This window comes from Nocardia neocaledoniensis (assembly GCF_029868625.1).
Lineage (GTDB): Bacteria > Actinomycetota > Actinomycetes > Mycobacteriales > Mycobacteriaceae > Nocardia > Nocardia neocaledoniensis_A.
Genome location: NZ_JARWOJ010000343.1, coordinates 1 through 19,505, shown reverse-complemented (window position 1 = coordinate 19,505; position 19,505 = coordinate 1). Strand labels below are relative to the sequence as shown.

Here is a 19,505-nt window from a genome sequence, read left to right as displayed (position 1 = left end):
GAGGTGATGCGGCCCGCGGTGTTCATCCCCGATTCCAAGCCGCTCGACGACCTGCTCGACGAGATGCAGCGCCGCCGCAACCACATGGCGCTGCTGGTCGACGAGTACGGCGGCATCGCCGGGCTGGTGGTGGCCGAGAATTCGCCGGTGCGCGAGAGTGCCATACCCCCAGTCTCGCATCAGGGGGTGTCACGGGCGCACCGGCGAGCGGTCAGCTGCCGAAGGGCAGGTTCTCCGGGGTCACCGGGGTGGCCAGCGCGGCCAGGGTCTCGGCGTGCAGCGCGGTCTTGATCACCGGGGTGATCGGCTTGCGCAGGCTGGTCAGCGCGCCCGCCTGGGCGACGGCGGTGGACAGCACCGCGTCGGCGTCGGCCTTCGCGTCGACGATGCCGGCGGCGATCGCCTCGTCGGCGGCGAAACGGTGCCCGGTGGTCATCGCCCGCACGCACACCTGGTTACTGAGACGGCCCTTGAGCAGGCCGTTCATCCCGACGGTGAAGGGCATGCCCAGGTGCACCTCCGGCAGCGACCAGAAGCCGCGGTCGCCGCGCATCACCCGGAAGTCGTGCGCGGTGGCCAGCATCGCGCCCGCGCCGAACGCGTGCCCGTTCACGGCGGCGACGGTCGGCATCGGGAAGGTGAGCAGCCGGGTGTACAGGGTGTGCACGCGGTCGAGGTAGCCGTGGATCTTGTCGAGGTTGCCGAACACCCAGTCGGTGTCGAGGCCGTTGCTGTAGAACTTGCCGGTCGCCACGGTGACCAGCGCGGCGGCACCCTCGGACGCCTCGACCTCGTCGAGGGCGGCGTGGAAGGCGTCCATCCATTCCAGCGAGAAACGGTTCTCGTTGTCGGTCTCGCCCTCGTTCCCGAGGTACAGCACGAACACGTCACCGGAGCGCTCCAAATACGGCATGCGGGAAGAATAAACCGCAGTTGGGCAGCTACCTACTTGCGGGTAGGCAGCGCCCGTACCGATAGGCGCCATCGACGCCCACCGGCCCGCACCCCCGACCTCGAGGAGGGGCGGCCCGCGCAGCGGCCGGTTCGCGGCCGGGTCGCCGGTCAGGTGCCGTGGCGCAGGCGACGAAGGAGCAAGCCGCGGCGCCTGACCGGCGGCCCCTCGGGGCCGTGAACACGCGGCGCCCGCGCCGCTAGACTCTCAGCATGCTTGCCGAACAGGCCGCTCAGGCGATCGCCGAACGTACGGGAGTGCCGCGTCACCGCGTCGCCGTGGTGCTGGGATCGGGGTGGCAGGAGGCGGCCGCCGAGATCGGCGCGCCGCATGCCTCGATCGCCATGCCCGAGCTACCCGGCTTCGGCAGACCCAGCGCACAGGGTCACGGCGGGATGATCCACTCGGTGCCGGTGAACGACGATCACGTGCTGCTGCTGATGGGCCGCCAACACCTGTACGAGGGCTACACACCTCAGCAGGTGGTACACCCGGTGACGGCGGCGATCGCGGCGGGCGCGGAGATCGTGCTGCTCACCAATGCCGCGGGCGGGATCAGGCCCGGCCTGCGCGTCGGCGAACCGGTGCTGATCGCCGACCACCTCAATCTCACCGCCCGCACCCCGCTCGAGGGCGCGCGCTTCGTCGACCTGGTCGACGCGTGGGATCCGGAACTGCGCACGGTCGCCAGGGAGATCGACCCCAGCCTGACCGAGGGCGTCTACGCCGGGCTCACCGGTCCGCAGTACGAGACGCCCGCCGAGATCCGCATGCTGGCCACCATCGGCGCCGATCTGGTCGGCATGTCGACGGTGCTCGAGGCGATCGAGGCGCGCTCGCGGGGCGCGCGGGTGCTCGGCATCTCGCTGGTGACGAACCTGGCCGCCGGCGTCACCGGTCAGCACCTGTCGCACGCGGAGGTGCTCGCCGAGGGGCAGGCCGCCGCGCCCCGGCTCGGCAAACTGCTGCGCGGGATCCTGGAGCGCGTCTAGATGCTGCGCTTCGGGACCGCGGGTCTGCGCGGGCCGCTGCGCGAGGGCCCGGACGGCATGAACGTGACCACCGTGTCGCGGGCGACCGCCGGGGTCGCGGCGTGGCTGCGCGAACGGTGCCTCGGCGGCGGCGCGATCGTCGTCGGGCGCGATGCCAGGCACGGTTCGGCGGAGTTCGCCACGGCGACCGCCGAGATCTTCACGGCGGCGGGCTTCCCGGTGACGCTGCTGCCCGAACCGGTACCGACGCCGGTGGTGGCGTTCGCGGTGAAGCGGCTCGGCGCGGTGGCCGGCGTGCAGGTCACCGCCTCGCACAATCCGCCCGCCGACAACGGCTACAAGGTGTATCTGGACGGCGGTTCCCAGCTCATCGCACCCGCCGACACCGAGATCGAGCGGTGCATCGAGGCCGTCACCGAGCCCATCGCGCGACAGCCCGTTTCGCCCTCGGGTGCGGAACTCGTCGACGAGTATCTCGCGCGCGTCGCCGAACTGCCCCGGGTACTCGGCGGTGCGGGCGAGCGGGCCGGGGTGCGGATCGCGCTGACCGCGCTGCACGGCGTGGGCGGCGAGCTCGCGGTACGGGCACTGGCCGCGGCCGGGTTCACCGACGTCCACGTCGTCGAGGAGCAGTTCGCGCCCGACCCCGACTTCCCCACCGTCGCATTCCCCAATCCCGAGGAGCCGGGCGCGGCCGATCTGCTGCTCGCGCTGGCCGCGCGGGTCGACGCCGATGTCGCGATCGCGCTCGATCCCGATGCCGACCGATGCGCCGTCGGCGTGCCGGGCCCGGATGGTTGGCGCATGCTGCGCGGTGACGAAACCGGTGTGCTGCTGGCCGATTACGTGCTGCGCACCGCGCCCGCCGACGCGCTGGTGGCCACCACGATCGTCTCCTCCCGGCTGCTCTCGCGGCTGGCGCCGGCGCGTTCGGCCCGCTACGCCGAGACGCTCACCGGCTTCAAATGGCTGGCCAGGGCGGGCGAGGGCCTGGTGTACGCCTATGAGGAGGCGATCGGGCACTGCGTCGATCCGGCCACCGTCCGCGACAAGGACGGCATCTCCGCCGCGGTCTCGGCCGCCGACCTGGTCGCCCTACTCAAGGCGAGCGGCCGCACCCTCCAGGACGAGTTGGATTCCTACGCGGTCGAATTCGGCCTGCACGCCGGCGACCAGGTGTCGCTGCGCCTGCCCGACCAGGCCACCGCGATCGCCCTCGCCGCGGCCCTGCGCGCCACCCCGCCCAGCGAGATCGCCGGCACCCCGGTGAAGTTCACCGATCAGGCCCAGGTCCGCGGCCGGTTACGCACCGACGCGCTGATCTTCGACGCCGACGACTTCCGCATCGTCATCCGCCCGTCGGGCACCGAGCCGAAACTCAAGTGCTACCTGGAGGTCTTCGCCCCGGTCCCCGACACCACCGCCCTCCCGGCGGCCCGCGCCGCGGCCACCGCCCGGCTCGCCGAACTCGCCGCCTACTGCCGGTCGCGCGGCTAGGCCGCCCGACGGCCGCATGCGGACCCGACAGGTGAATCAACAGGCTCCCGGATCGACCGACAGCGCACGGTCGTCATGTGGTTGCTCGACGACGGGCAACGGTTCCACAGGCTGGTGGCCCCGTTCGCCCGAACAGTGCTGAAAGGGTCCCGACGACGAAAGCAGCACCCGCACATGCGGATCCGCGTGATCGAGCAGCCACACGCTGATGCCGAGCGGGCCCACCTGCCTGCAGTACTCCCACGCCTGCCAGAGCGCGTGCAGCCGCACCGCCGCGCCCGGGTGCCGCCACCACTGCGGGCACCAGTGGATCTGCTCGCCCGGGCGGTAGCCCACACTGTCGCCGACCACGACCACGAAGTACTCGGCGACCCAGTCCATCACGTCGTCGTAGGCCGTTTCGATCAGCTCGCCCCCGATATACGCACTCCCCATAGAGGCAGGATCGCACAAGGCCCGCCGACCGGCGGCGGATTCAGCGTGGGCCGAACTGCCGATCGCCCGCGTCGCCGAGGCCGGGGACGATGTAGGCGTTCTCGTTGAGCTTCTCGTCGACGGCGGCGGTGACCAGGCGGACCGGCAGGCCAGAGTCGGCCAGGGCGGCAACGCCTTCGGGGGCGGAGACGACGCAGACGGCGGTGATGTCGGTGGCGCCGCGGGCGACGAGCAGTTCGAGGGTGTGGCGCATCGAGCCGCCGGTGGCGAGCATCGGGTCCAGGACGAAGACCGGCAGGTCGGTCAGGTCGGCCGGCAGCGATTCCAGGTAGGGCACGGGCTGGTGGGTGTCCTCGTCGCGCGCGATGCCGACGAAGCCGACCCTGGCCTCGGGGACGAGATCGGCGGCGGCGTAGACCATGCCGAGCCCGGCCCGCAGCACCGGGACCAGCAGCGGCGGCGCGGCCAGCCGGACGCCCTCGGTCACCGCGACCGGCGTGTCGATCGGCGCGCGCACGACCGGCGCGTCGCGCAGGGCCTCGTACATGAGGATCCCGGTGAGGTCGCGCAACGCGGTGCGGAAGGCGGCGTTGTCGGTACGGGCGTCCCGCATGGTGCTCAGCAGGGCCGCGGCGAGCGGATGGTCGACGGTGTCGGTGCGCATGAAAAAACGATAGGGTCACCAGGCGCTCCTGGTACGACCGCTGGGGAAATTTCGCGGTCGAGGGAACCGAGAGCGGCCTCGGTGCGTCGAACCATGTGAGTGACGTACTCTGCCCGGGAACTCGAGGATTGGGGGAAGTTCGATGCCAAAGATGTCGGCCGATGCCGAGGGCATCATCGCCTACAGTGCGACAGCCGAAGTCATGGCCACCGACCTGGCGACAGCGGCCGCGGGCTCGGTAGCCTCCGATCCCACCGTGCTCGGCCCCATCATGGGCTTGATCGGCGGCGATTTCGTGGCGGCCTACTCCGCGGCGCACGCCGGTCACGTCGCCGCGATCGCCCAGCTCTCGGCCGTGATGGCCAGCATGGGCGCCGCCACGGCGGGCGCGGCCACCACCCTCGTCGACACCGACCTCAACAACGCGGCGCCGATCACCGCGTTGACGGGCGACATCGGGACCGGCGCATGATCGACCTCAGCGGGCTGGCCCAGCCGCTCTACGACCTGCTGTCGAGCTTCGGCCTCAACGTCTCCGGCACCGGCGGCGCCTCCGACGGCCTGCGCTCGACCTCGCTCAATCTCGACCAGATCTATCAGCTCGGCCGCACCGGCATCAACAACGTGAACACCGCGTGGGACGGCCAGGCGGTCGACGCGGCCACCGCCAAAGCCCTACGCGTGCAGAACTCCTCGGCCAACCTGTCCGACACCGGCAACGAGATGGCGACGGTGGTCGACCAGGCCGCCGCGTACGTGGAGACCGGGCAGAAGGACCTCGACACCATCGTCAACTCCTTCCTCAGCGATGTGTCCGCGCTCAGTCCCACCCTCGGCACCCCGGTCGGACTCGCCGCGGTCGTGAGCTCGGCGATCGACCACATCGGTCAGGGCCTCGGCGTCGTCGGCCGCGTCCAGGACGAACTGGGCACCCAGACCGCGGCGATCCAGGAGCTCACCCCGGCGCCGTCGAGCACCTCGCTGGCCGGCGTGTCCTCCGGCGCGAGCAGCCTCGCCTCGTCCGCGTCCAGCCTGCTCTCCGGCAGCGGCAGCACGGTGCTCAGCGCGGTGTCGTCCGGGCTGTCCACCGCCATGAGCGGCACCTCGAACGGATCGAAGACGGCCACCTCGGGCACCAACAACGGCAGCAAGACCTCGACCGGATCGTCGGCGGGTTCCTCGACCGGTTCCGCCGACGGGACCGGCGTCAAGATCACCCTGCCCGACGGCAGCGTGGTCGAGGCACCCAACGAGGAGGCCGCGACCGCGGTGCGCTCGGCCATCAGCGCCGTCGGCACGCCGTACGTGTGGGGCGGCAACACCCCGGGCTCCGGCATCGACTGCAGCGGGCTCACCAAGTACGCCTACGGGGAGGCCGGGGTGGAGCTGCCCCGGCTCGCGCAGGAACAGCACATCGGACATCCTCAGGTTTCCCCCGGTGACCTCCAACCGGGCGACCTGGCCGTGTGGGACGGCCACGTCGCCATGGTGGTCGGCAACGGGCAGCTCGTCGAGGCCGGTGACCCGGTCTCGATCAGTTCCATCCGAACGGAGAACAGTGGCATGGAGTTCTACGGCTTCTACAGGCCTACCTCATGACCGGCACGCCGATCCCCGAGGTTCCCAATGTGGAATCCGCGGTCAGTACCAACCGGTCGGGCACGATCTCGGTCCGCGCGACCAGCATGGGTCTGCCCATCGCGATCAAGTTCGAGCGCAGCGAGTACCAGTACGGTGCGCAGGCGCTCGCCGATGAGATCCTGCGACTGACCAGGCGCTCGACCATCGCCGCCGCGGCCAGGCTGCGCGAGATCTACAGCGAGCAGGCGCAGATCCCCGATCACCTGCTCGACCGGATGAACCTGCCGACCCGCCGCCAGGCGGTCGACGAGCTCGACCGCATCGACGACGCCGACACCGGCCAGACGAGTTGGATGAGGCCACTGTGAGCGCGGAGATGGACGCCCTGGTCGCCGGGGTCACGGGCAAGCTGGAGGCGCTGGAGGCGGCGCTGTACGGGTTGAAGCAGGTCAACGGGCGCTTCACCACCGAGGACGGGCTGGTCACCGCGGAGGTGAACAGCGACGGCGCCCTGGTCGCGCTGACCCTCGACGAAGGCATCACCGCGCTGGCGCCCGCCGAGGCGTCGCAGCTGATTCTGCACGCCTGCAAGCAGGCCACCGAGACGGCCGGTTCGGCGCGTTCCAACATCATTGCGACACTGAACGAATCGCTCACCGGGGCGGCGCCGAAGGCGTCGGAGCAATTGGCACCCGGGCCGGATAGTGCGCGGGGCTGAAGGTCGATAGGCTTCGCGTCATGGCTTCTGGAGACATCGTCCCGATCGAGCTCGGTCTGACCGATGGCGATCTCGTCACCCTGTGGGCACCGCGCTGGCGCGACGGTGACGACGAGTGGGAGGCGTTCCTCGGTCACGAGGACGACCTCTACGGATTCGAGTCCGTTGCGGAGCTGGCGGCGTTCATCCGCACCAACTCCGACAACGACCTCGTCGACCACCCCGCCTGGGCGATCATCGCCGGGCTGTCGGCCGCCGAGCTGGAGCCGGAGGAGAACTTCAGCTTCGATCTGGTCGCCGTGCCCGAGCTGGCCGCGGGCGATCCGGACGTCGAGGTCGTCGGCGAGCTCGAGGACACCCTGGCGATGGTGCGCAACATCGGCGAGGTGTGCGAGCTCGACGTGGTGACGAAGTTCTTCGGCTCCAACCCGGTGCTCGACACCCTGGCCGGCGGCGTGAACACCTACGCGGGGCGCGACGGCGAGGAGCTGTGGGACCAGATCGGCGCCGCGATCGTCAAGGGCTGGGACGACGTGCTCGATGCGATCGACGGTGTGGTCACCACGCCGGAGGTCGACGCGGCCGCGGTCGCCGTCGCCGAGGCCGAGCTGCTGGCCGCCGAGGAGAACGAGGTCGACGCCGACGACGTCGCCGAGGAGGACGAGGAGTTCGAGCCCGTCGACCTCGACGCCGAGGACGACGAGGAGGAAGAGGACGACTCCTTCTGGCACGAGGTCGGCATCGACCCGGTCAAGATCGTCACCTCCGACGGCGAGCACTACACCCTGCGCTGCTACCTCGACGACGAGCCGATCTTCCTCGGCAACGGCCGCACCATCACCGTGTTCGGTTCCGAGCGCGCACTGGCGCGGTACCTGGCCGACGATCACGAGCACGAGCTGGCGCGGGTCTCCACCTTCGCCGAGGTGCAGACCGCGGCGGTGGACGGTTCGCTCGAGGTCGAGGTGACCGACGAGAACGTGTACGTGCTCACCGGCCTGGTCGACGATCTGGCCGAGGGGCCGGAGGCGGTCGACATCGAGCAGCTCGATCTGGCGGTCGAACTGTTCAGCGACGCGGCCGACTACGCCGACGACGACAGCGTGGAACAGGCGCTCGCCCCGTCGAATCCGCTCGGCTGGTACGTCTCCTACCTGCTCAATCCTGACCCGAACCGGATGGCGCCGAACCCGCCGTTCGCCGCGGAGGCGCAGAGCTTCCGCGAGCTGCAGCGCGCGTTCGAGGCGCGGCTGACCAGCGAGTAGCCGGTACGGGGTGGGAGCGATCCCACCCCGTTCCCGTCATCCCACCAGCACCGCGTACCCGGGCTTGATCACCTCGTCGATGATCTCGAGCCGATCGGGGAACGGGATGAACGCCGACTTCATGGCGTTGATGGTGAACCGCTCCAGATCGCTCCAGCCGTACCCGAACGTCGTGACCAGCTTGAGCATCTCCTCGCTCATACTGGTGTCGCTCATCAGCCGGTTGTCGGTGTTCACGGTGACCCGGAAGCGCAGCCGGGCCAGCAGGTCGAAGGGATGCTTGTCCAGCGAGGGCACCGCGCCGGTCTGCACGTTCGACGACGGGCACAGCTCGAGCGGCACCCGCATGTCGCGTACGTAGTTGGCGACCAGGCCGAGCCGCGCGTCGGCGATCTCACCGCCCGGCACGTCGATGTCGTCGGTGATGCGCACGCCGTGACCGAGCCGGTCGCAACCGCAGAACGCCAGCGCCTCGTGGATCGACGGCAGGCCGAACGCCTCCCCCGCGTGAATCGTGAAGTGCGCGTGGTTGGCTCGCAGATATTCGAAGGCGTCCAGATGGCGGGTGGGCGGGTACCCGGCCTCGGCGCCCGCGATGTCGAACCCGCCGACACCGCGATCGCGGAACCGCACCGTCAGCTCCGCGATCTCGCGGGACCGCGCCGCATGCCGCATCGCGGTGAGCAGACAGGTGACCCGGATCCGGTGGCCCTGCTCGGCCGCGATCGCCTCGCCCTCGCGGAATCCCTCGAGGGTGTGCTCGACGACCTCGTCGAGGGTGAGGCCCTTCTCCAGATGCTGTTCGGGCGCGAACCGCACCTCGGCGTAGACCACGCCGTCGGCGGCGAGGTCGATCGCGCACTCCCGCGCCACCCGGCGCAAACCCTCCGGGGTCTGCATCACGGCGACCGTGTGGGCGAAGGTCTCCAGGTACAGCTCCAGCGATCCGCTGTCGGCGGCATCGCGGAACCACGCGCCGAGACTCTCGGCGTCGTGGGCGGGTAATTCGTCATAGCCGCAGTCGGCGGCGAGCTCGAGCACCGTCGCGGGCCGCAGACCACCGTCGAGGTGATCGTGCAGCAGGGCCTTCGGTGCGCGTCGGATCGAAGCAAGGTCTAGGGGCGCCGGTCCAGTCATGTTTAGACGGTAGCCGTGCGCGCGGATCCCGGCAGCGAACTCGCTGCGTGGCAACCGTCTCGTTGATTATCCGACCGGTAACGGACTATCGCGGGCCACCCGGAGTGCACCCGGGCGGCTCCGCCGGCGACGGCTCAGATGGCCGGCCATGCCGGCTCGTCCGGATCAGGCTCCTCGATCAGCTGGACGACGGCCTCGTAGACCATGTGTCCGACGATCGCGACGATGACCAGACCGCTCACGCCCGTGAGCACCTGGGCCACGACAGCTGTCCGCCGGTCGCCCACACTGCATTCGGTCATGGCCGCCCCCACAGAACTTCCGACAGATCCCCCGCAGCCTAGCGGGAAGCGGCGGGCTCAGCCGATCCTGCCGAGGACCAGCTCGCCGGGTTTGCCATCGGACGCCGATTCGATAGTGACGGCGTCCGCGAGGGCGGCGGCCGCGTGGCCGAACGCGTCCGGGGTGTCGGTGTGCAGGGTGAGCAGCGGCTGACCGGTGACCACCGCGTCACCGGGTTTGGCGTGCATCTCGATTCCGGCGCCCGCCTGCACCTGTTCCCCCTGTCGGGCGCGCCCGGCTCCCAGCCGCCAGGCGGCGATGCCGACGCCCATCGCGTCGAGCCCGGTGAGGACGCCCGTCGACTCGGCACGCACCACCTCGGTGTGCTTGGCCACCGGCAAGGCCGCGTCGGGGTCGCCGCCCTGGGCCTGGATCATCGCGCGCCAGTGGTCCATCGCCCTGCCGTCGGCGAGGACGTCGGCGGGGTCGATGTGCAGGCCGGCCTGAGCGACCATCTCGCGGGCCAGCGTCAGGGTCAGTTCGACCACGTCGGCCGGGCCGCCACCGGCGAGGACCTCCACCGATTCGGCGACCTCGAGCGCGTTGCCCGCGGTCCGGCCGAGCGGGGTGTCCATCGCGGTGAGCAGCGCGACGGTGTCCACGCCCGCGTCGCGCCCGAGCTCGACCATCGCGGTCGCCAGCTCACGCGCGCCCTCGACGGTCTTCAGGAACGCCCCCGAGCCGACCTTCACGTCGAGTACCAGGGCCGCGGTCCCCTCGGCGATCTTCTTGCTCATGATCGAACTGGCGATGAGCGGTATCGACTCGACCGTGCCGGTGACATCGCGCAGCGCGTAGAGCCGCTTGTCGGCCGGGGCCAGGTCGGCGCCGGCCGCGCAGATGACCGCGCCGATCGCGGGGTCGGCCAGCATCTCGCGCATCCGGGGCACCGTGACATCGGCCCGCCAGCCGGGGATCGATTCGAGTTTGTCCAGCGTGCCGCCGGTGTGGCCGAGGCCGCGCCCGGACAGCTGGGGAACCGCGGCGCCGCAGGCCGCCACCAGCGGCGCCAACGGCAGGGTGATCTTGTCGCCGACGCCGCCGGTCGAATGCTTGTCGACGGTGGGGCGCGGCAGATCCGTGAAGTCCATCCGGCTGCCGGAGCCGATCATCGCGGCCGTCCAGCGGGCGGTCTCGCGGCGGGTCATCCCCCGCCAGAGGATCGCCATGGCCAGCGCCGACATCTGCTCGTCGGCCACGATCCCCCGGGTGAACGCGTCCACCACCCAGTCGATCTGCCCGTCCGACAGCTCCCCGCCGTCCCGTTTGGTCCTGATGACCGATACCGCGTCGTGGCTCATGGGCCCACTCAACCAGCGCTCACCCGTGTTCGCCAGCCTGACCGGCCGCCAGATCATCGGGCCCGAACGCGTAGGGCAACAGCTCGCGCAGCGGCTTGGGGCCCGCGGCGTGGTCGACGAGCAACTCGCCCCCGCCGTGCTCGAACAGCAACTGCCGGCAGCGCCCGCACGGCATCAGGATTTCGCCCCGGGAATCGGTCACCGAGACCGCGATGAGACGGCCGCCACCGGAACCGAATAAGTTACCGACGAGTACGCATTCGGCGCACAGGGTTAACCCATATGAGACATTTTCCACATTGCATCCGCTCACAATTCGGCCATCCGCGGTGAGAGCCGCGGCGCCCACCGGGAAACCCGAGTACGGGGCATACGCCAGGCCCATAGCGTGAATTGCCTTGTCATGCAAGGTATTCCAGTCGATTTCGGGCATCACGAACCTCCAGCCGATACCGCCGAACGCGTCGACGAAGCGGTCTCCGAACCAGTATCCGGCATTGAGAAAGGTAAACCTAACTCGGCGGATTCGCACGCAACGCACGGCACGCCGAATTAGTTCCGCGAAACAGAGAGGATTAGAGTCAGCCGAAGATCGGTTCAGGTTCCCGGCGGCGGGCCAGCGCTCGCGAACACAGCGCAGCCACCTGGGCATTTGCCTCTCCACGCACGCTGGCGTCGGATCTGTGACCGGGTCCATCAACGACGTTGGAGGCACCGCACTCTATGACCACGATAGAAGCTCCGGCTCCGGCCCAGCCGAAGCGGAAGACGCTGTACCGCGGCGACCCGGGCATGTGGTCCTGGGCCCTGCACCGGATCACCGGTGTCACCATCTTCTTCTTCCTCTTCGTGCATGTGCTCGACACGGCACTGGTCCGGGTCAACAAGGACACCTACGACCAGATCATCGAGACCTACAAGACGCCCATCGTGGCGCTGCTGGAGATGGGCCTCGTCGTCTGCGTGCTGTACCACGCGCTCAACGGCGTCCGCGTGATCCTGGTCGACTTCTGGTCGCAGGGTCCGCGCTTCCAGAAGCAGATGCTGTGGATCGTGCTGACCATCTGGGTTCTGGTCTCCGCCGCCGGCGTCGGCCGCCAGTTCTTCTACCTGCTGACGGAGCACTGATATGTCTGCACCTGTCCTCGGCAAGTCCTACGACCGCCCGGCCAGCCTGGACGCGCCCCGCTCCCCGCGGGCGAAGTCGAACAGCAACTTCGAGAAGTACGCCTGGCTGTTCATGCGCTTCTCCGGCCTGCTGCTGATCGTGCTGGTGCTCGGCCACATGTTCATCATGCTGATGATCGACGGTGGCGTGAAGCGGCTGAACTTCGCGTTCGTGGCCGGTCGGTGGGCCAGCCCCTTCTGGCAGTTCTGGGATCTGACCATGCTCTGGCTGGCTCAGCTGCACGGCGGCAACGGTCTGCGGACCGTCATCGATGACTACGCCCGCAACGACTCCACCCGGTTCTGGCTCAAGACCATCCTGGTGGTCTCGATGATCCTGGTGATGAGCGTCGGCACCTACGTCATCTTCACCTTCGACCCCAACATCACCGGTTAGGAACAGGCCACCTCGCATGAGTGAATCCCGTCCGATTCAGGAACATCGCTACGACGTGGTCATCGTCGGCGCCGGTGGCGCGGGCATGCGCGCGGCGATCGAGGCCGGTCCCCGGGCTCGCACCGCGGTCCTGACCAAGCTCTACCCGACGCGCAGCCACACCGGCGCGGCCCAGGGCGGCATGTGCGCCGCGCTGGCCAACGTCGAAGAAGACAACTGGGAATGGCACACCTTCGACACCGTCAAGGGTGGTGACTACCTGGTCGACCAGGACGCCGCGGAGATCATGGCCAAGGAGGCCATCGACGCGGTCATGGACCTGGAGAAGATGGGCCTGCCGTTCAACCGCACGCCCGAGGGCAAGATCGACCAGCGCCGTTTCGGTGGCCACACCCGTGACCACGGCAAGGCGCCCGTGCGTCGCGCGTGTTATGCCGCCGACCGCACCGGTCACATGATCCTGCAGACGCTGTACCAGAACTGCGTCAAGCACGACGTCGAGTTCTACAACGAGTTCTACGTGCTCGACCTGGTGATGACCGACACCGACCGTGGCCCCGTCGCCACCGGCGTCGTCGCCTACGAGCTGGCCACCGGCGAGATCCACGTCTTCCACGCGAAGTCGATCGTGTTCGCCACCGGCGGCTCGGGCCGCATGTACAAGACCACCTCGAACGCGCACACGCTGACCGGTGACGGCATGGCGATCGTGTTCCGCAAGGGCCTGCCGCTCGAGGACATGGAGTTCCACCAGTTCCACCCGACAGGCCTCGCCGGCCTGGGCATCCTCATCTCCGAGGCCGTCCGTGGTGAGGGTGGCATCCTGCGCAACGCCTCCGGCGAGCGCTTCATGGAGCGCTACGCCCCCACCATCAAGGACCTCGCGCCGCGTGACATCGTCGCCCGCTCGATGGTGCTCGAGGTGCTGGAAGGCCGTGGCGCCGGGCCGAACAAGGACTACGTCTACATCGACGTGACCCACCTCGGCGAGGACGTGCTCGAGGAGAAGCTGCCCGACATCACCGAGTTCGCGCGCACCTACCTGGGCGTCGACCCGGTCAAGGAGCTCGTGCCGGTCATGCCGACCTGCCACTACGTGATGGGCGGTATCCCCACCCGCATCCGTGGCGAGGTGCTGCGCAACAACACCGACGTGGTCCCCGGCCTCTACGCCGCCGGCGAGTGCGCCTGCGTCTCCGTGCACGGCGCCAACCGGCTCGGCACGAACTCGCTGCTCGACATCAACGTGTTCGGCCGCCGCGCCGGCATCGCCGCCGCCGAGTACGCCCAGCGCACCGAGTTCGTCGAGATGCCGGAGAACCCGGCGCAGATGGTGCAGGACTGGCTGACGCTGATCCTGTCCGACCACGGCAACGAGCGCGTGGCCGACATCCGCACCGAGCTGCAGTACACGATGGACATGAACGCCGCCGTGTTCCGCACCGAGGACACCCTCAAGCAGGCCCTCACCGACATCCACGCGCTCAAGGAGCGCTACACCCGGATCACGGTGCAGGACAAGGGCAAGCGCTACAACAGCGACCTGCTCGAGGCCGTCGAGCTGGGCTTCCTGCTCGAGCTGGCCGAGGTCACCGTCGTCGGCGCGCTCAACCGCAAGGAATCGCGTGGCGGCCACGCCCGCGAGGACTACCCGGATCGCGACGACGTGAACTTCATGCGGCACACCATGGCGTACAAGGAGGGGCCGGAGCTCATCTCCGAGATCCGCCTCGACTTCAAGCCGGTGGTGCAGACCCGCTACGAGCCGATGGAGCGTAAGTACTGATGACTGCTGTCGCCGAACCCACCACGCAGAAGCCCGCGCCCGTCCCCGAGGGCTCGGTCATGGTCACCGTCAAGGTGGCCCGGTTCAGCACCGAGAACGACAAGGGCGCGTACTGGGATTCGTTCCAGGTGCCGGTCCTGCCGACCGACCGCTTCCTCAACGTGCTGATCTACATCAAGTCCTACCTGGACGGCACCCTCACCTTCCGGCGCTCCTGCGCCCACGGTGTGTGCGGTTCGGACGCGATGCGGATCAACGGCGTGAACCGGCTGGCCTGCAAGGTGCTGATGAAGGACCTGTTGCCCAAGGGCGACAAGACCCTCACCATGACCGTCGAGCCGATCCGCGGCCTGCCCGTGGAGAAGGACCTCGTCGTCGACATGGAGCCGTTCTTCGACGCGTTCCGTGCCGTGAAGCCGTACCTGATCACCTCGGGCAACGAGCCGACCCGCGAGCGCATCCAGTCCCAGCACGACCGCGCCCGCTTCGACGACACCACCAAGTGCATCCTGTGCGCCTGCTGCACGACCTCCTGCCCCGTGTACTGGAGCGACGGCAGCTACTTCGGCCCGGCCGCGATCGTGAACGCCCACCGCTTCATCTTCGACAGCCGTGACGAAGGCGCCCGCGAGCGTCTCGACATCCTCAACGACGTCGAGGGCGTGTGGCGCTGCCGCACCACCTTCAACTGCACCGACGCGTGCCCCCGTGGCATCGAGGTCACCAAGGCCATCCAGGAAGTCAAGCGCGCGCTGCTGTTCGCCCGCTGATCCTCCCCGGTCTCACGAAGGCCGCCTTCCGGTTGCGGCGGGGTGGGCGCCCTTCGTCGTTCGTCATTCGAGATGAGTCTTCGCTTCCTCGTAGGACCCGCTGGGTGCCGCGTCGTCGCTGGTGTAGACCAGATGCAGGACGCCGGTTCCGAAGGTCTCCGACGACAGCAGGCGCAGCGGGATCGGCGCGCTGTCCTCGAGCAGCCGCTCCCCCTTCCCGACCGCGATCGGATGCACCAGCAGGTGCAGTTCGTCCAGCAGCCCGGCGGCCAGCAGCTGGCGCACCACCGATACCGAACCGCTGATCGCGATGTCCCCGCCGTCCTCGTTCCGCAGCGCGGCCGCGGCCTCGGTCAGCTCGCCGTCGAGCCGCTCGGAATTGCGCCAGGTGAACTCCGGGTCCTGGTGGGTGACCACGAGCTTGCGCGCGTCACCCAGCTTCTTCGCGAACCCGGCGTCCGGCCCACCTTCGGCTTCCCGGTCCGGCCACGCGCCGGCGAAGCTCTCGTAGGTCGCGCGCCCCAGCAGCAACGTATCGGCGCTGCCGAGCTGGGCATCGACCGCGGCGCCCATGGCATCGTCGAAGTAGGGGAAGTGCCAATCCTGGGGGTCGGCGATCACGCCATCGATCGACATGAACAGTCCGGCGGTGATTTTCCGCATTCGAGATTCTCCTCTGGCGAGCTGAGTGGGTCGCTTGATAGGACGGCGCAGGGCCCGTGAACTCATCGCCCCACGCACCGATCCGGCAGCGGGTCGGTCTCGCATACCGCGCGAGTATTGCTGTCGATATTGCGGGGGAAACATCGTGAGAAACATGAAGACGATGATCGATCTGGACGACGAGGCCCTGGCCCTGGCCGCCAAGGAGCTGGGGACCACCACCAAGAAGGACACGGTCAACGCCGCGTTGCAGTTCGTCGCCGAGCGCAGGCGCCGGATCGAGCAGGTCCTCGGGGACCCGTACGGATTCGGCGTCGGCCCCGATATCGACGATCCCGAGGTCATGCGTCAGGCAAGGCGTTGACCGAGGCCACTCCCCTGCGGCTGCATCTGATCGACACGTCGGCCGCGGCCAGGATTCGCCACGAGGCCGTCCGCGCGGTCCTCGCCGGACTGATCGCTGACCGCGCGGCGGCCACGTGTGTCACAGTCGATCTCGAAGCCGGCTACTCGGGCCGCAGCCTTGCCGACGTCCAGAACATCGCCCAGCGCCGCCGTGCCCTGTACCACGACCTGCCGGTGAACGATTCGATCGCCCAGCGCGCCAGGGAGGTTCAGCTGCTGATGGCGAAGAAGGACCACCACCGCAGCGCGGGCCTGGTCGACCTGCTCACCGCCGCGATCGCTGAGTACCACGATGCCGTCATCGTCCACTACGACCGCGATTTCGAGCACATCGCCGCCGTCACCCGCCAGCCTCACGTCTGGGTCGTCCCGGCGGGCACCGTCGACTGAACCGGGTGCGGCTAGGCTCGGGAATGTGTCGGAAATATGGATGCCGGTTCTTCGGAAACCATTGGCGGGGTGGCGGACAACGGCAGTAGTCGGGGCGGGTGTGACGATCGCGGGGATGTTCGTTCCGCTGTTCGCCGACCGGCGCGGATGGCACAAGGCCGCTGATCCGACCCGATCGCTGTGGGACCTCCGGCAGGTCGACGTGCCGGTGCTGCCCCTGGTCGCCCTCGTCGCGGTGGTACTGCTGGTCAGCGCGGTCGGTGTGTGGCAGGAGCAAGAGTTTTGGGTGCCGCCTGCGCTCGCCGGGGTCGCGATCGCGACGGCCGGGCTCACGCTCCTCGCGGTGTCGGCCGGATTCACCCTGGTGATCAGTGGGATCGGGCCGCGGAAGGGCAACCATGCGGTCACCGGGTCGATCCAGGAAATCGACGTGCTCCCCGGGTTACCACTGCTGCTCGGCGGCCTCGCGATGATGATCGTCGGCACGCTCGGCAGCTGGCTCCTCGGCGCGCTCCCCACGCGAGCCACCGCGAGCCGTCAGCGGTAAGGCGCCGCGGTGGCGAGGACGGCCGTGCGGTAGGAGCGGCCGAACAGGACGGCGTGGACGAGGAGGATGGGCAGGGTGTGGAGGGGGACGCGGTCGCGCCAGCCCGCGGCGAGCGGGTGGGTTTCGTTGTAGGCGGCGAGGATTCGGGAGAGGTGGGGGGCGCCGCCGAAGAGGGTGAGGGTGGCCAGGTCGGTTTCGCGGTGGCCGCCGTGGGCCGCGGGGTCGATCAGGTAGGGGGTCTCGCCGGGGCCCCAGAGGATGTTGCCGGGCCAGAGGTCGCCGTGGATGCGCGACGGCGGTTCGGCGGGGGCCTCGATGTGGACGGATTCGACGAGGCGGGCGTCGGCGGCGTCGAGGGCGCCCGCGTCGACGGCGAGTCGCAGGTACGGGATGATGCGGCGCTCGCGGAACCAGGTCGGCCAGTCGTCACCGGAGGTGGTGTCGAGCGGCAGGCTGCCCAGGTAGCCGACGCCGTCGCCGTCCTCCGCCGCGACGTCGCCGGTCGCACCGAAGGTGGGTGCGCCCGCGTCGTGGGTGGTGGCCAGACCGTGGCCGAAGCGCTCCGCGGCGGCGGCCGTCGGTTCGGCGTGGTCGACCCACCGCATGAGCAGCAGATCCGCGGAGACGGCGTACACCTCCGGGACCGCGACCCCGCCCGCTGCCCGCAACCAGGTCAGCCCCGCGGCCTCGGCGGCGAAGAAGCCGGGCGGCGCGGCGGCGGGCGCACCGTCGGTGGGCGCCGCGGAGACGCCGCCCGGCCAGGTCTTCAGGAACAGCTGCGTCCCGTCGTCGAGCCCGATCCGTTCGGCGACGGCGATCGAGCCACCACCGACCGGCGTGGTGCGCAGTCGCTGATGCGTGAGGAAGGTCGGCAGCAGATGCGGGTTCGCGCGCAGGTACGGCAGGTCCACGGCTGCCATTGTGCCCAGGCGCCCGGCCCGCGGTGGCCGATCGACGCGGGCGCCCCGGCGACCACTTTATAAACAGGTATTACTAAACACTGTTCATAAACGCCCGATCCGTGGTTTCATCGATGCTGGACGTGGTCCGCATCACGTTGAGACCGGAGGAGACAGTCGTGACCAGCACCAACATCCCCGCGGGATTCGATTTCACCGATCCCGACCTGCTCGCCAACCGATTGCCGATCAAGGAGTTCGCCGAACTGCGGCGCACCGCGCCGGTCTGGTGGTGCGCCCAGCCGGACCGGGCCAGCGGATTCGACGACGGCGGCTACTGGGTGGTGTCGAAACTGGCCGACATCAAGGAGATCTCCAAGAACCCCGACGACTTCTCCTCACATGAGAACACCGCCATCATCCGGTTCAACGAGGAGACCACGCGCGAGCAGATCGACATGCTCGGCAACATGCTGATGCTGAACCTGGATCCGCCGCAGCACACCAAGATCCGCCGGATCGTGTCGAAGGGCTTCACCCCGCGCGCCGTGGAGAACCTGCGGGCCGCGCTCACCGAGCGGGCCGAGCGGATCGTGTGGGAGGCCAAGAAGTCAGGGCGCGGCGACTTCGTCGAACAGGTCGCCGTCGAACTGCCGCTGCAAGCGATCGCCGAACTGCTCGGCGTCCCGCAGGAGGACCGTCGCAAGATCTTCGACTGGACCAACCAGATGATCTCCTACGACGATCCGGAGTTCGAGGGCAACCACCACACCGCCACCGCCGAGGTGATGGGCTACGCCTGGAACATGGCCGAGCAGCGCCGTGGCTGTCCGGCCTCCGACATCGTGACCCAGCTGGTGAACGCCGACGTCGACGGCGAACACCTCGGCTCGGACGAGTTCGCGTTCTTCGTCATCCTGCTGGCCGTCGCGGGCAACGAGACCACCCGCAACTCGATCACCCACGGCATGAAGGCCTTCGTCGACAACCCCGAGCAGTGGGAGCTCTACAAGGAACAGCGACCGCGCACCGCCCCCGACGAGATCGTGCGCTGGGCGACCCCGGTGACCGCGTTCCAGCGCACCGCCACCCGCGACCTCGAGCTCGGCGGGCAGCAGATCAAGAAAGGCCAGCGCATCGGCCTGTTCTACAGCTCGGCCAACTTCGACGAGGAGGCCTTCGCCGACCCGTTCACCTTCGACGTCCTGCGCAACCCGAACCCGCATGTCGGCTTCGGCGGCACCGGAACGCACTACTGCGTCGGAGCGAATCTGGCCCGCCTGGAGATCGACCTGATGTTCAATGCCATTGCCGACGCGATGCCGAACCTGCGCCAGGTGGCCGATCCGGTGCGGTTGCGCAGCGGCTGGCTCAACGGCATCAAGCGCTGGGAAGTCGAATACGCTTGAGCAAGACCATGATCGAAGGGACCGCCGGGTGACGGGAAAGGCGCGCGGCCGCGGGGGGGGGGGGGGGGGGGGGGGGGGGGGGGGGGGGGGGGGGGGGGGGGGGGGGGGGGGGGGGGGGGGGGGGGGGGGGGGGGGGGGGGGGGGGCGCCCGGGCGGGGGGGGGGGGGGGGGGGGGGGGCGGGGCGGCG

At 69.3% G+C, this 19,505-nt stretch carries 24 protein-coding genes and 1 pseudogene; 16 read left to right on the top strand and 9 right to left on the bottom strand.

The window, feature by feature from the left end:
* Window positions 1-141, top strand: a pseudogene (locus tag QH270_RS34565) (CBS domain-containing protein); the annotation flags it as partial.
* A gap of 70 nt (window positions 142-211) precedes the next feature.
* Here QH270_RS34565 and QH270_RS26445 read toward each other — a convergent pair.
* Window positions 212-913 (bottom strand): enoyl-CoA hydratase/isomerase family protein, encoded by a 702-nt coding sequence (locus QH270_RS26445; protein ID WP_280346773.1) that lies wholly within the window; start codon window positions 911-913, stop codon window positions 212-214.
* A gap of 251 nt (window positions 914-1,164) precedes the next feature.
* Between QH270_RS26445 and QH270_RS26440 the strand changes: the two genes are divergently transcribed.
* Together QH270_RS26440 and QH270_RS26435 are read left to right on the top strand one after the other, a co-directional pair.
* Window positions 1,165-1,944 (top strand): purine-nucleoside phosphorylase, encoded by a 780-nt coding sequence (locus QH270_RS26440; protein ID WP_280346772.1) that lies wholly within the window; start codon window positions 1,165-1,167, stop codon window positions 1,942-1,944.
* Window positions 1,945-3,441 (top strand): phospho-sugar mutase, encoded by a 1,497-nt coding sequence (locus QH270_RS26435; protein ID WP_280346771.1) that lies wholly within the window; start codon window positions 1,945-1,947, stop codon window positions 3,439-3,441.
* A 36-nt stretch (window positions 3,442-3,477) separates the two neighbouring features.
* On the opposite strand, the gene QH270_RS26430 is transcribed toward QH270_RS26435, so the two are convergent.
* Both QH270_RS26430 and upp read right to left on the bottom strand, forming a co-directional pair.
* Window positions 3,478-3,876, bottom strand: a complete 399-nt coding sequence (locus QH270_RS26430) for a DUF4913 domain-containing protein (RefSeq protein ID WP_280346770.1) — start codon at window positions 3,874-3,876, stop codon at window positions 3,478-3,480.
* 40 nt (window positions 3,877-3,916) lie between these two features.
* Window positions 3,917-4,540: a uracil phosphoribosyltransferase gene (upp, locus tag QH270_RS26425; protein ID WP_280346769.1), complete on the bottom strand. Its 624-nt coding sequence runs from the start codon at window positions 4,538-4,540 to the stop codon at window positions 3,917-3,919.
* A gap of 142 nt (window positions 4,541-4,682) precedes the next feature.
* Here upp and QH270_RS26420 point away from each other — a divergent pair, with 142 nt between their 5' ends.
* The 5 genes from QH270_RS26420 to QH270_RS26400 are packed head-to-tail and all read left to right on the top strand — an operon-like array spanning window position 4,683 to window position 8,104.
* Window positions 4,683-5,012, top strand: a complete 330-nt coding sequence (locus tag QH270_RS26420; protein WP_232996818.1) for a hypothetical protein — start codon at window positions 4,683-4,685, stop codon at window positions 5,010-5,012.
* Window positions 5,009-6,139, top strand: coding sequence for a C40 family peptidase (locus tag QH270_RS26415; protein ID WP_280346768.1), 1,131 nt, complete (start codon window positions 5,009-5,011; stop codon window positions 6,137-6,139). Before QH270_RS26420 ends, QH270_RS26415 begins: the two co-directional genes overlap by 4 nt.
* Window positions 6,136-6,489, top strand: coding sequence for a hypothetical protein (locus tag QH270_RS26410; RefSeq protein WP_110037008.1), 354 nt, complete (start codon window positions 6,136-6,138; stop codon window positions 6,487-6,489). Before QH270_RS26415 ends, QH270_RS26410 begins: the two co-directional genes overlap by 4 nt.
* Window positions 6,486-6,839 carry a YbaB/EbfC family nucleoid-associated protein gene (locus tag QH270_RS26405; protein WP_280346767.1) on the top strand — a complete coding sequence of 118 codons (354 nt, stop codon included), beginning with the start codon at window positions 6,486-6,488 and terminating at the stop codon, window positions 6,837-6,839. The genes QH270_RS26410 and QH270_RS26405 overlap by 4 nt, the downstream gene beginning before the upstream one ends.
* Before the next feature lie 20 nt (window positions 6,840-6,859).
* A complete protein-coding gene (locus QH270_RS26400; protein ID WP_280346766.1) occupies window positions 6,860-8,104 on the top strand; it encodes a primosomal protein in 1,245 nt (414 codons plus the stop codon).
* Window positions 8,105-8,140: 36 nt separating this feature from the next.
* On the opposite strand, the gene QH270_RS26395 is transcribed toward QH270_RS26400, so the two are convergent.
* The 4 genes from QH270_RS26395 to QH270_RS26380 all read right to left on the bottom strand — a co-directional run bounded on the left by QH270_RS26395 (window position 8,141) and on the right by QH270_RS26380 (window position 11,317).
* Window positions 8,141-9,241, bottom strand: coding sequence for an adenosine deaminase (locus QH270_RS26395; RefSeq protein ID WP_280346765.1), 1,101 nt, complete (start codon window positions 9,239-9,241; stop codon window positions 8,141-8,143).
* Window positions 9,242-9,375: 134 nt separating this feature from the next.
* Window positions 9,376-9,543 (bottom strand): hypothetical protein, encoded by a 168-nt coding sequence (locus QH270_RS26390; RefSeq protein ID WP_280346764.1) that lies wholly within the window; start codon window positions 9,541-9,543, stop codon window positions 9,376-9,378.
* A gap of 57 nt (window positions 9,544-9,600) precedes the next feature.
* On the bottom strand, window positions 9,601-10,884 hold the full coding sequence (locus QH270_RS26385; RefSeq protein WP_280346763.1) for a thymidine phosphorylase: 1,284 nt from the start codon (window positions 10,882-10,884) through the stop codon (window positions 9,601-9,603).
* 19 nt (window positions 10,885-10,903) lie between these two features.
* Window positions 10,904-11,317, bottom strand: coding sequence for a cytidine deaminase (locus QH270_RS26380; RefSeq protein ID WP_280346774.1), 414 nt, complete (start codon window positions 11,315-11,317; stop codon window positions 10,904-10,906).
* A 290-nt stretch (window positions 11,318-11,607) separates the two neighbouring features.
* On the opposite strand from QH270_RS26380, the gene sdhC reads away from it, so the two are divergent.
* From sdhC to QH270_RS26360, 4 genes are read left to right on the top strand one after another with little or no spacing between them, the layout of a single operon-like run.
* On the top strand, window positions 11,608-12,012 hold the full coding sequence (gene sdhC / locus QH270_RS26375) for a succinate dehydrogenase, cytochrome b556 subunit (RefSeq protein ID WP_232996811.1): 405 nt from the start codon (window positions 11,608-11,610) through the stop codon (window positions 12,010-12,012).
* Between the two features lies 1 nt (window position 12,013).
* Window positions 12,014-12,448, top strand: coding sequence for a succinate dehydrogenase hydrophobic membrane anchor subunit (locus QH270_RS26370; RefSeq protein WP_232996810.1), 435 nt, complete (start codon window positions 12,014-12,016; stop codon window positions 12,446-12,448).
* A gap of 16 nt (window positions 12,449-12,464) precedes the next feature.
* On the top strand, window positions 12,465-14,234 hold the full coding sequence (gene sdhA / locus QH270_RS26365) for a succinate dehydrogenase flavoprotein subunit (RefSeq protein ID WP_280306275.1): 1,770 nt from the start codon (window positions 12,465-12,467) through the stop codon (window positions 14,232-14,234).
* Window positions 14,234-15,004 carry a succinate dehydrogenase iron-sulfur subunit gene (locus tag QH270_RS26360; RefSeq protein WP_110037017.1) on the top strand — a complete coding sequence of 257 codons (771 nt, stop codon included), beginning with the start codon at window positions 14,234-14,236 and terminating at the stop codon, window positions 15,002-15,004. Before sdhA ends, QH270_RS26360 begins: the two co-directional genes overlap by 1 nt.
* A gap of 63 nt (window positions 15,005-15,067) precedes the next feature.
* On the opposite strand, the gene QH270_RS26355 is transcribed toward QH270_RS26360, so the two are convergent.
* Window positions 15,068-15,667, bottom strand: a complete 600-nt coding sequence (locus tag QH270_RS26355; RefSeq protein WP_280346762.1) for a dihydrofolate reductase family protein — start codon at window positions 15,665-15,667, stop codon at window positions 15,068-15,070.
* Window positions 15,668-15,821: 154 nt separating this feature from the next.
* Here QH270_RS26355 and QH270_RS34560 point away from each other — a divergent pair, with 154 nt between their 5' ends.
* The 3 genes from QH270_RS34560 to QH270_RS26340 all read left to right on the top strand — a co-directional run bounded on the left by QH270_RS34560 (window position 15,822) and on the right by QH270_RS26340 (window position 17,009).
* A complete protein-coding gene (locus QH270_RS34560; protein WP_332909952.1) occupies window positions 15,822-16,031 on the top strand; it encodes a type II toxin-antitoxin system VapB family antitoxin in 210 nt (69 codons plus the stop codon).
* Complete coding sequence (locus QH270_RS26345) at window positions 16,028-16,462, top strand: PIN domain-containing protein (protein WP_280346761.1); 435 nt, start codon at window positions 16,028-16,030, stop codon at window positions 16,460-16,462. Before QH270_RS34560 ends, QH270_RS26345 begins: the two co-directional genes overlap by 4 nt.
* 115 nt (window positions 16,463-16,577) lie before the next feature.
* Entirely contained in the window at window positions 16,578-17,009 is a 432-nt protein-coding gene (locus QH270_RS26340) for a hypothetical protein (RefSeq protein WP_280346760.1), read from the top strand.
* On the opposite strand, the gene QH270_RS26335 is transcribed toward QH270_RS26340, so the two are convergent.
* Window positions 17,000-17,929, bottom strand: coding sequence for a fructosamine kinase family protein (locus QH270_RS26335; protein ID WP_280346759.1), 930 nt, complete (start codon window positions 17,927-17,929; stop codon window positions 17,000-17,002). The two genes, QH270_RS26340 and QH270_RS26335, sit on opposite strands and share 10 nt — an antisense overlap.
* Window positions 17,930-18,087: 158 nt before the next feature.
* On the opposite strand from QH270_RS26335, the gene QH270_RS26330 reads away from it, so the two are divergent.
* On the top strand, window positions 18,088-19,317 hold the full coding sequence (locus QH270_RS26330; protein ID WP_280346758.1) for a cytochrome P450: 1,230 nt from the start codon (window positions 18,088-18,090) through the stop codon (window positions 19,315-19,317).
* The last annotated feature ends 188 nt before the right edge of the window (window positions 19,318-19,505 follow it).

Excerpts from the sequence above, each read along its gene's own strand:
- QH270_RS26435 (WP_280346771.1), top strand. The coding sequence starts at position 1,945 with ATGCTGCGCTTCGGGACCGCGGGTCTGCGCGGGCCGCTGCGCGAGGGC.
- QH270_RS26395 (WP_280346765.1), bottom strand. The coding sequence starts at position 9,241 with ATGACTGGACCGGCGCCCCTAGACCTTGCTTCGATCCGACGCGCACCG.
- QH270_RS26415 (WP_280346768.1), top strand. The coding sequence starts at position 5,009 with ATGATCGACCTCAGCGGGCTGGCCCAGCCGCTCTACGACCTGCTGTCG.
- QH270_RS26420 (WP_232996818.1), top strand. The coding sequence starts at position 4,683 with ATGCCAAAGATGTCGGCCGATGCCGAGGGCATCATCGCCTACAGTGCG.
- QH270_RS26445 (WP_280346773.1), bottom strand. The coding sequence starts at position 913 with ATGCCGTATTTGGAGCGCTCCGGTGACGTGTTCGTGCTGTACCTCGGG.
- QH270_RS26380 (WP_280346774.1), bottom strand. The coding sequence starts at position 11,317 with ATGCCCGAAATCGACTGGAATACCTTGCATGACAAGGCAATTCACGCT.
- QH270_RS26385 (WP_280346763.1), bottom strand. The coding sequence starts at position 10,884 with ATGAGCCACGACGCGGTATCGGTCATCAGGACCAAACGGGACGGCGGG.
- QH270_RS26340 (WP_280346760.1), top strand. The coding sequence starts at position 16,578 with ATGTTCGTTCCGCTGTTCGCCGACCGGCGCGGATGGCACAAGGCCGCT.
- QH270_RS26360 (WP_110037017.1), top strand. The coding sequence starts at position 14,234 with ATGACTGCTGTCGCCGAACCCACCACGCAGAAGCCCGCGCCCGTCCCC.
- upp (WP_280346769.1), bottom strand. The coding sequence starts at position 4,540 with ATGCGCACCGACACCGTCGACCATCCGCTCGCCGCGGCCCTGCTGAGC.
- QH270_RS26335 (WP_280346759.1), bottom strand. The coding sequence starts at position 17,929 with ATGGCAGCCGTGGACCTGCCGTACCTGCGCGCGAACCCGCATCTGCTG.
- QH270_RS26440 (WP_280346772.1), top strand. The coding sequence starts at position 1,165 with ATGCTTGCCGAACAGGCCGCTCAGGCGATCGCCGAACGTACGGGAGTG.
- QH270_RS26410 (WP_110037008.1), top strand. The coding sequence starts at position 6,136 with ATGACCGGCACGCCGATCCCCGAGGTTCCCAATGTGGAATCCGCGGTC.
- QH270_RS26390 (WP_280346764.1), bottom strand. The coding sequence starts at position 9,543 with ATGACCGAATGCAGTGTGGGCGACCGGCGGACAGCTGTCGTGGCCCAG.
- QH270_RS26430 (WP_280346770.1), bottom strand. The coding sequence starts at position 3,876 with ATGGGGAGTGCGTATATCGGGGGCGAGCTGATCGAAACGGCCTACGAC.
- QH270_RS34560 (WP_332909952.1), top strand. The coding sequence starts at position 15,822 with ATGAAGACGATGATCGATCTGGACGACGAGGCCCTGGCCCTGGCCGCC.
- QH270_RS26355 (WP_280346762.1), bottom strand. The coding sequence starts at position 15,667 with ATGCGGAAAATCACCGCCGGACTGTTCATGTCGATCGATGGCGTGATC.
- QH270_RS26370 (WP_232996810.1), top strand. The coding sequence starts at position 12,014 with ATGTCTGCACCTGTCCTCGGCAAGTCCTACGACCGCCCGGCCAGCCTG.
- sdhA (WP_280306275.1), top strand. The coding sequence starts at position 12,465 with ATGAGTGAATCCCGTCCGATTCAGGAACATCGCTACGACGTGGTCATC.
- sdhC (WP_232996811.1), top strand. The coding sequence starts at position 11,608 with ATGACCACGATAGAAGCTCCGGCTCCGGCCCAGCCGAAGCGGAAGACG.
- QH270_RS26400 (WP_280346766.1), top strand. The coding sequence starts at position 6,860 with ATGGCTTCTGGAGACATCGTCCCGATCGAGCTCGGTCTGACCGATGGC.